The organism is Sphingomonas sp. (assembly GCF_042096255.1).
Taxonomy (GTDB): domain Bacteria; phylum Pseudomonadota; class Alphaproteobacteria; order Sphingomonadales; family Sphingomonadaceae; genus Sphingomonas.
Genome location: NZ_JBELLZ010000017.1, coordinates 41447 through 50460, shown reverse-complemented (window position 1 = coordinate 50460; position 9014 = coordinate 41447). Strand labels below are relative to the sequence as shown.

At 70.9% G+C, this 9014-nt stretch carries 8 protein-coding genes and 1 pseudogene; 5 read left to right on the top strand and 4 right to left on the bottom strand.

Features of this window, described 5'->3' with window-relative positions; genetic code table 11:
• Both pyrB and ACFDTH_RS05485 read left to right on the top strand, forming a co-directional pair.
• Positions 1 to 268, top strand: a pseudogene (pyrB, locus tag ACFDTH_RS05490) (aspartate carbamoyltransferase catalytic subunit); the annotation flags it as partial.
• Positions 265 to 1461: a dihydroorotase family protein gene (locus tag ACFDTH_RS05485; protein WP_375286503.1), complete on the top strand. Its 1197-nt coding sequence runs from the start codon at positions 265 to 267 to the stop codon at positions 1459 to 1461. The pseudogene pyrB and the gene ACFDTH_RS05485, both read left to right, overlap by 4 nt.
• A gap of 19 nt (positions 1462 to 1480) precedes the next feature.
• Here ACFDTH_RS05485 and ACFDTH_RS05480 read toward each other — a convergent pair whose 3' ends face one another.
• Genes ACFDTH_RS05480 through ACFDTH_RS05470 form a run of 3 tightly spaced genes read right to left on the bottom strand, consistent with a single transcriptional unit; the run spans position 1481 to position 3923 of the window.
• Positions 1481 to 2764 carry a tetratricopeptide repeat protein gene (locus tag ACFDTH_RS05480; RefSeq protein WP_375286502.1) on the bottom strand — a complete coding sequence of 428 codons (1284 nt, stop codon included), beginning with the start codon at positions 2762 to 2764 and terminating at the stop codon, positions 1481 to 1483.
• 2 nt (positions 2765 to 2766) lie between these two features.
• Positions 2767 to 3204 (bottom strand): hypothetical protein, encoded by a 438-nt coding sequence (locus tag ACFDTH_RS05475; RefSeq protein WP_375286506.1) that lies wholly within the window; start codon positions 3202 to 3204, stop codon positions 2767 to 2769.
• Between the two features lie 2 nt (positions 3205 to 3206).
• Positions 3207 to 3923 (bottom strand): AAA family ATPase, encoded by a 717-nt coding sequence (locus tag ACFDTH_RS05470; RefSeq protein WP_375286501.1) that lies wholly within the window; start codon positions 3921 to 3923, stop codon positions 3207 to 3209.
• 133 nt (positions 3924 to 4056) lie between these two features.
• On the opposite strand from ACFDTH_RS05470, the gene ACFDTH_RS05465 reads away from it, so the two are divergent.
• Positions 4057 to 5028 (top strand): SPOR domain-containing protein, encoded by a 972-nt coding sequence (locus ACFDTH_RS05465; RefSeq protein WP_375286500.1) that lies wholly within the window; start codon positions 4057 to 4059, stop codon positions 5026 to 5028.
• 128 nt (positions 5029 to 5156) lie between these two features.
• Here the strand turns inward: ACFDTH_RS05465 and serB are convergent, their stop codons facing one another.
• Entirely contained in the window at positions 5157 to 6035 is an 879-nt protein-coding gene (gene serB / locus ACFDTH_RS05460; RefSeq protein ID WP_375286499.1) for a phosphoserine phosphatase SerB, read from the bottom strand.
• 134 nt (positions 6036 to 6169) lie between these two features.
• Here serB and miaA point away from each other — a divergent pair, with 134 nt between their 5' ends.
• Entirely contained in the window at positions 6170 to 7078 is a 909-nt protein-coding gene (miaA, locus tag ACFDTH_RS05455; RefSeq protein WP_375286498.1) for a tRNA (adenosine(37)-N6)-dimethylallyltransferase MiaA, read from the top strand.
• 57 nt (positions 7079 to 7135) lie between these two features.
• Entirely contained in the window at positions 7136 to 8881 is a 1746-nt protein-coding gene (locus ACFDTH_RS05450) for an acetolactate synthase 3 large subunit (protein WP_375286496.1), read from the top strand.
• Positions 8882 to 9014: the final 133 nt, after the last annotated feature.

Genomic DNA, 9014 nt, shown 5'->3' with positions numbered 1-9014 from the left:
CGAGCGGATGGCGGGCGGCTACATCCCCTCCCCGCGCGAGTTCCATCTCCAATACGGCCTCACGCCCGAACGTCTCGCCCGCGCGCGGCCCGATGCGCTGGTGATGCACCCGGGCCCGATGAACCGCGGCGTGGAGATCGCCTCCAGCGTCGCAGACCATCCCACCCGGTCGGCGATCACCGAACAGGTCGCCACCGGCGTGGCCGTGCGGATGGCTTGCTTGGACGTGCTGACCCGCCGGGCGCGCGGGATCGAGGGCTGGGCATGACTCCGGGTTCGATCCGGTTCGTCAACGCGCGGGTGCTCGGTGGAGGCCGTGAACTCTGCGTCCGCGACAGCATGATCGTAGAACGGGCGGACGGTGCCGCGGTGATCGACTGCGGCGGCCGGCTGCTGGCACCGGCAGTGATCGACCCTTGCGTGCAGAAGATCGACCGGGAAGCGTTTCATTTCGGCGGGATCGTCCGCGTCGGGCTGATGCCGGACCAGGCCCCCGTGCTCGACGAGCCGGGCATCGTCCAGCGCGCCAGCCTGATCGGACGACCGGACCTGTGGATCCATCCCATCGCCGCGGCGACCCGGGGCCTCGACGGGCGCGAGATCGCGGAGCTCGCTTATTGCCGCTCGGCAGGCGCCCGCGCCGTCGCCACCGGCCGCGGCTGGATCGCCGATTCGGCGGTGATGCGCCGGGTTTTGCTCTACGCGCGGGACCTGGGCATGCCGGTGATCAGCCATGCCGAGGACGGCGGCCTTGCCGGCGACGCGGTTGCCACCGACGGGCTCACCGCATCGCTGCTGGGCCTTCCTTCCGCACCCGCCGTTGCCGAGGCGCTGGCGGTGTCGCGCGACCTGATGCTGGCGGAGGAAACCGGCGCCCGGTTGCACGTGCGGCAGGTCACCACTGCCGCCGCGTTTGATCTGGTGCGCAGCGCCAAGCGCCGCGGGGTTCCGGTCAGCTGCGGGATCACGCCCGCACACCTGCTGCTGTCCGACATCGCGGTTTCCAGCTTCCGCACCTTCACGCGGCTGTCCCCGCCCCTTCGCGACGAGAGCGATCGGCAGGCGGCCCTGGCGGCCCTGGCGGACGGCACCATCGATATCCTGTGCTCCGGCCACGACCCGCGCGGCCCGGAGGAGAAGCGCTTGCCCTTCGCCGATGCGGAACCCGGCGCCGCCGGCGCGCAAACCCTGCTGCCGTTGGGCCTGGGCTTGGTGCGGGATGGTTGCATCACGATCGAGCGGCTGTTTGAGCTGATCGCCGCCAACCCCGCCCGGCTTCTCGGGCTTGACGCCGGGGTGCTCGCACCCGGGCGGCCCGCGGACCTGGTGGTTCTGGACGAACACGCGCCCTGGCAGGTGACCGCCGAGGCGATGCCCGGCAGCGCCGGCAACACCCCGTTCGACGGCCTGCCGGTTCAGGGCCGCGTGCTGCGCCTCTTCAAGGGCGGCCGCGAACTCTAGGCGGACAGGCCCGAGGGCCTCAGCGCGCGGCTACCCCGCCGCGTCCGCCCCCATTGGCGGCAACCTCGAGCGCGCGCGACGGCTTCGCCCACGCGGCGACCCGGTCCCCTGCCGCCTGACGGACGAAGCACGCGCCGCCTTCGGCGCGAAGGGTGCGGCACAGCGAAACGGCATCGCCGCGAGCGAACCCACCGACCGCGAGGCGGTAGAAGCTGCCGCGACGCCCGTGGAATTCGGTGCCGGCGGGTGTGTGATCCGCGAGCGCCGCATAGCGGCGGGTCGCACGCGCCCAGGCGTTGCGGGCGACACCGGCGCTGTCGAAGGCGCCAAGCTGGACATACCATTGGCCCGCCGCCGGTGCCCGTGGCGGGACGGCGACCGACAGGCGGGTCTTGAAAGCGCCCCCAGCGGCGGCGATCCGCGGCGCGGTGCTGGGCAGCGGCTGCACCACCTCGCGCCGCTCGGCGAAGACGATCCGCACCGCACCCCCAGCGGCAGGCACTTCCGCGGCCACGTGCGCTTCGGCCGGATCGACCGCAGCCACCGCCACCGGCGGCGACGACGGCTCGGCAGGTGCCGGCTGGCTCAGGGCCAGTGCGGCCGGCTGCCCCGCATCCTCGACGACACGGACCCCAAGCAGCGCAGCGACCTGGTCCGAGGCGTGACTTGGCCGGGCGAACGCCATCCATTGCATGAGGCGGCGGGTCGCATCCTTTTCGGCCATGTCTCTGAGCACGACCATCTTGGCTTCGCGCCACTGACCGGCGAGGGCCAGCGCCAGTGCCAGGTTCTGCCGCGTGCGGGCGTCTGCGCCCGGTTCGCGCGCCGCCGCCATCAGGATCTGGACGCCACCGATCGGATCCCCGGACAGCGCCCAGGCGAGCCCGCGATCACGGGCGGGGATCGCGCCGGCATGCTGGGTCAGCAGCGTGCGGGCTGCGCCCCAGTCGCCCCCGGCGATTTTCGTGAGCGCGAGGTTCAGCGCGGCGCGGCCATTGCCCGGCTCCAGTGCGAGCACATCGGCGAAGGTCGCCTGCGCCGACGCGAACCGCCCCGCCTTCAGATACGCCTGCGCGAGCAGCAGGCGGTAGCGCGCCTCCTGCGGCGCCAGGGCCACCGCAGCCTCGGCGAGCGTGATCGCGCCGGCGCCTTGTCCCTTGTTCAGGGCCTTGGTCGCCTTCCTGGCAGCCTTTTCGGCCTGCTTGCCGACCTCGGGAGCACCGGCGAGGGTCACCCCGCCCGCGGCGAAGCCGCCGAGCAGCAGCGCGGTCGCGCCGATCCCGAACAGCGTGTGAGACTTCATCCTCATTCCCCCGAACGAACCGTCTTGCCCGCGGTGTCGCGCGCCCGCTCCTGCCCTGCCGGCACCGTGGCGAGAAAAGCGTCCAGTGCTTCGGTCACCAGCTGTTGGGCGGAGCGGCCCTGCCCGGCCACCGCAAGGCGAAGCCGCGCATGGCGCTCAGCGTCGAGCCGCAAAGTGAACGCCTTGCGGCTCTTTGCGGCGGTGAGCACCGGCACCGCGCTGACGAGCGATTCGCGCTGGGTCGGCACAGGCGGCTCGGCCGCAACCGCTTCCGGCTGCGCTTCGGGCTCCGGCAGCGGCGCGGGCTCGCCCATGTCATTCCAGCCGAGCGCGTCGCCGGCCTCGGCGAGGGTCGCCTGCCGGCGCATCGCCGGCCGCGCCTGTCCCTTGCGGGCCAGCAGCCCGGAGGAAAGGCTGGCGAAGGGTTTGGAAGTCGCGATCATCATGCCACCACCCGGCGGCCGAAGCCGCCGCCTGCGGGCCGCGCACCGGCGAAGCCTGCGCTCGCCCCGGGCACCGCGAAGACGGTGCGGCGGAAATTCTTTTCCAGCCGGTCGGCCAGATAGGTCCACAAGGCGATCACCTCCTGGGCGGATCGGCCGTTCGGGTCGACTTCCATCACCGTGCGCCCGTCGATCATCGAGGCGGCGAAGTCGGTGCGCTGGTGCAGCGTGATCGGGGCGACGGTGCCGTGCTGTGACAATGCCACCGCGGCCTCGCTGGTGATCCGCGCCTTGGGGGTGGCAGCATTGACCACGAAGATCAGCGGCTTGCCGGCGCGCTCGCACAGGTCGACGGTGGCCCCCACTGCACGCAGGTCATGCGGGCTCGGCCGGGTCGGGATCACGATCAGCTCGGCCACCTGGATCACGCTCTGGATCGCCATGGTGATCGCGGGCGGGGTGTCGATTACCGCCAGCTTGAAGCCCTGCTGGCGCAGCACCTCCAGGTCGGCGGCGAGCCGCGCCACCGTGGTTTGCGCGAAGGCGGGAAATTCGTCGGTCCGCTCGTTCCACCAGTCGGACAGCGAACCCTGCGGATCGATGTCGATCAGCACCACCGGGCCGGCACCCGAGAGCTGCGCCTGCACCGCAAGGTGCCCGGAGAGCGTCGTCTTCCCCGACCCGCCCTTCTGCGATGCCAACGCCAGAACCCGCATGTGCCCCGTCTGTCCCCCGACCATTTCAGGTGCCGGAATGGCACGTCATCCCTCAAGGAGCGGTTAACGCGCGCTTTTCGCAGGCGCGGAACTGCGCCATAGCGGCGACGGAGCTATCGGTGGGGGTGTTCGCGTGAAGAGGATCGGCATCGGCGCGGCGGCGCTGCTTCTGGTGGCGGCACCCGCCGCGGCGGACGTGAAGACGGGCGTGGACTCCTGGGCGAAGGGCGAGTTCGTCGCCGCGGTGCGCGAATGGCGGCCGCTGGCCGAGGCGGGGGACCCGGACGCGCAGTTCAACCTGGGGCAGGCGTACAAGCTCGGTCGCGGCGTGCCGCTGGACCTCGCCATGGCGCAGAGCTGGTACCGCAGGGCCGCGGCGAAGGGTCACGCCCAGGCCGAGGACGCGTTGGGTCTGACGCTGTTCCAGGATGGCAAGAAGGCCGAGGCCCTGCCCTATCTGGAGAAGTCCGCCGCGCGCGACGAGAAGCGCGCGCAGCTGGTGCTAGGCACCATGCTGTTCAATGGCGACGGCATCACGCGCGACTGGCCGCGCGCCTATGCGCTGATGACCCGCTCCTCGCAGCAGGGGCTGCCCCAGGCCGGCCAGACGCTGGCGCAGATGGACCAGTATATCTCGCCCGAGCAGCGCCAGCAGGGCACGATCATGGCCGGGGAGATCGCGCAGAATGCGAAAATGGCGGCGGTGGCCGCGCCGCCGCCTGCGCCACCTCCCGCAAGCCGTCCGGCGACGAGCCGCCCGGTCCGCACCACGCCTGTCGCGCCTTCGTCAGCGGGCGCTACCTATGCGGCGCCCGACGCACCCGCACCGCGCCCGGCCCCGCCCGCGCCAAAGCCGGCTCCGGTGAAGGCGGCAGCGCCAAAGCCGGCGCGTGGCGGCGCGTGGCGAATCCAGCTCGGCGCCTTCAAGGACGAGGGCAACGCGCAGACTTTATGGTCGCGCGTCGGCGGCCGCACCGGCGGCAGCGTCTCCTACGTCCGCGGCGGCGGCATCACGCGCCTCCAGGCGACCGGCTTCGCCAGCAAGGCCGCGGCGCAGGCCGCCTGCCGCAAGTCGGGCGTCAGCTGCGTGGTGGTGGCGCCGTAACTACCGATCCGAACGGCTTTAGCGCCTCCGGCGAACGCCGGGGTCCAGTTACGGAACGCTCGCAACTGGGCTCCGGCGTTCGCCGGGGAGGCGCAATCCGAACAAGCCGGATTAGGCGTCAAGCCGCTTCACTCCACCCAATCCGCCCGCGCGATCCCCTGCGCCCACAGCAAGGCGGTGAGGTCCCCATGGTCGATCCGCGCCATCGCCGCGGCGGCGACCACCGGCTTGGCGCGATAGGCGACGCCCAGCCCCGCCTCGCCGATCATCGCCAGGTCGTTGGCACCATCGCCCACCGCCAGTGTCGCCTCGTCGGCGAGGCCGAGTTCGGCGCGAACCCCGCGCAGCGTCTCCAGTTTGGTGGCGGCGTCGACGATCGGCTTGGCGACCGTGCCCGCCAGTGCGGCGTCGACAATGTCGAGCCGGTTGGCGATCACCCGGTCGAAGCCGATCTCCTTGCCCACCGGCTCGGCGAAGGCGGTGAACCCGCCCGACACCAGCACGCTGGCGGCGCCCCGCGCGCGCATCGTCTGCACCAGGGTGCGCGCGCCGGGCATCAGCGTCACCCGCTCGGCCCGGCACCGATCGATCGCGGAGGCCTCCAGCCCCTTGAGCAGCGCCACCCGCGCGTCGAGCGCGCCCGCGAAATCCAGCTCGCCGCGCATCGCCGCCTCGGTGATCGCCGCGATCTTCGGCTTCAGCCCAGCATAGTCCGCGAGCTCGTCGATGCATTCGACGGTGATCATCGTCGAATCCATGTCGGCGACCAGCAATTTCTTCTCGCGCCCGGTCATCGACTGCACCACGACGTCCACGCCTTCGAACCCGCCCTCCAGGGCCGTGCGCGCATCGGCAGCGGCGAGGCCGAAATGGATGTCGGCGGCATCGCCCTCGTCGAGCCAGCCGAGTGTGGTCGGCACGCAGCCCGCGGCGGCAAGGCGGTCGTTCGCTTCGGCGAGGATCGTTGGCGTCAGGCGCCCGGCTGCTATCAGGGTGGCAGTGAACATGCGCGCGCCTCTAGCTGCCGTGTCTGCCATTGTCCCCCCTTCCGTTCCGTTCGTGCTGAGCGAAGTCGAAGCACCCGCGCGAACCGCGCCCCATGCCCTTCGACTTCGCTCAGGGCGAACGGTAGGGCTGGCGCATGCACCCGCCCCTCGCCCTGATCGCCGGGCCTACCGCCAGCGGCAAGTCCGCGCTCGCGCTGCGGCTGGCGGCGCTTGCCGGCGGCGAGATCGTCAATGCCGACGCGAGCCAGGTCTATCGCGACCTCAGCATCCTCTCCGCCCGACCCTCACGGCAAGAGGAGGCGCAGGCGCCGCACCACCTGTTCGGCCACATTGACGGCGCCGAGGCGATGAGCGCGGCGCGCTGGGCGGCGGAGGCGCGGGACACGATCGCGGCGATCCACGCGCGCGGGCGGCTGCCGGTGCTGGTCGGCGGCACCGGCCTCTACATCCGCACCCTGCTCGACGGGATCGCGCCCGTGCCCGAGATTGATCCGGCGGTGCGCGCGGCCGTGCGCGCGATGCCGGTCGCCGAGGCGCATGCGGCGCTCGCGCGCGAGGACCCGCTCGCCACCGCCCGGCTCGCCCCCGCCGACACGACGCGGGTCACCCGCGCGCTGGAAGTGGTCCGATCGACCGGTCGCCCGCTCTCGGCATGGCAGGCCGAACGGCACGGTGGGATCGGTGACGCCGTGTCGCTCCGCCCGTTGATCCTGTTGCCCGAACGCGGTGTGCTCAACGCGCGGATCGACACGCGCGCCAGCGCGATGCTGAACGAGGGCGCGATCGAGGAGGTCGCCGCGCTGCTCGCCCGTCCGCTCCCCGCCGACGCGCCAGTGCGCCGCGCCATCGGCGTTCCGGAGATCGCCCGGCTGCTCGTCGGCGAAGCGGATCGGGCGGAAACGGGCGAGTCGCTTGCTCTCGCCACCCGCCAATATGCCAAGCGGCAATATACCTGGTTCCGCAATCAGCCACCTGTTGCATGGCCGAGAGCCTCGCAACTTTGTTTCTCTATCGGTGCTTTGCGGGAAACTTTCTTGTTTTAAGCTTGACCCCTGCCCTTGCCCTCGTTAGCGGCGCTGCACCGCAACGGAGTAAGACACGTGACCGAGAAGAGTGGAGCCGATATCCTGGTCGAGGCGCTGTGCGATCTCGGCGTGGAGATCGTCTTCGGCTACCCCGGCGGCGCGGTGCTGCCGATCTACGACGCCATGTTCCGCAGCGGCCGGATCAAGCACGTCCTGGTCCGCCACGAACAGGCCGCCACCCACGCCGCGGAGGGCTATGCCCGCTCCACCGGCAAGCCCGGCGTGGTGCTGGTGACCAGCGGCCCCGGCGCGACCAATGCCGTCACCGGCATCACCGATGCTCTGCTCGATTCGATCCCGATGGTCGTCATCACCGGGCAGGTCCCCACCGCGCTGATCGGCTCGGACGCGTTCCAGGAAGCCGACACCGTCGGCATCACGCGCCACTGCACCAAGCATAATTATCTGGTGAAGGATCCCGCGCGGCTCGGCGCGGTGATCCACGAGGCGTTCCACATCGCCACCTCCGGCCGCCCCGGCCCGGTCGTGGTGGACATCCCCAAGGACGTGCAGGTCGCCACCGCGCGCTACAGCAAGCCCGGCCCGATCCAGCACAAGACCTATCGCCCTGCGCTCAAGGCGCCACGCGAGGACATCGAGCAGGTCGTCGACATGCTCGCGGCGGCGGAGCGCCCGATCCTCTATACCGGCGGCGGCGTGATCAACGCCGGGCCTGCGGCATCGCAACTGCTGCGCGAACTGGCGAGGGTCACCGGCGCGCCCGTCACCTCGACGCTGATGGGCCTGGGTGCGTATCCGGCGAGCGGGCCGCAGTGGCTGGGCATGCTCGGCATGCACGGCACCTATGAGGCCAATCACGCGATGAACCAGGCCGACCTGATCGTCGCGATCGGCGCGCGGTTCGACGATCGCGTCACCGGGCGGCTGGATGCGTTCAGCCCTTTGAGCCGCAAGGTCCACATCGACATCGACCGCTCCAGCATCAACAAGACGGTGCGGATCGATCACGCCATCGTCGCCGATGCCGGCCATGCGATGGAGGACATGCTGCGCATCTGGAAGGCGCGCCAACACCAGAAGCCCGACCTCGCCGACTGGTGGAAGCGGATCGAGGAGTGGCGCGCGGTCGCCTGCCTCGCCTTCCCGGATGGCGGCGAGGCGATCATGCCGCAGCGCGCGATCCGCGCCCTCTATGAGGCGACCGCGGCGAAGAGCCCGATCATCACCACCGAAGTGGGTCAGCACCAGATGTGGGCCGCGCAGCATTTCGGCTTCGAGGCGCCCAACAAGTGGCTCACCAGCGGCGGCCTCGGCACGATGGGCTATGGCCTGCCCGCGGCGATCGGCGCGCAGCTGGGCAATCCCAATGCGCTGGTGATCGACATCGCCGGCGAGGCCAGCATCCAGATGAACATTCAGGAGCTGGCGACCGCCACCCAGTATCGCCTGCCGGTCAAGGTGTTCATCCTCAACAACGAATATATGGGGATGGTCCGCCAGTGGCAGGAGCTGACCTATGAAAGCCGCTATGCCGAAAGCTATTCGGACTCGCTGCCCGATTTCGTCAAGCTGGCCGAGGCCTATGGCTGGAAGGGCATCAAGATCGAGCGGCCCGACCAGCTGGACGCGGGCATCGCCGAGATGCTGGCGCATGACGGCCCGGTGATCGTCGACTGCATGGTGGCGAAGCTCGCCAACTGCTTCCCGATGATCCCCTCGGGCGCCGCGCATACGGAGATGATCCTCCAGGCCAACGAGGTCAGCGGCACCATGGACGACGAGGCCAAGGCGCTGGTGTGACCTCCTCTCCCCTCCCTTTCAGGGAGGGGCTGGGGGAGGGTGGAGGCCTGGCGCTACGGCTCCGGCCGCGCCTGCCTCACCGTACCGCCAGGACCATACCCACCCCCGACCCCTCCCTGAAAGGGAGGGGAGT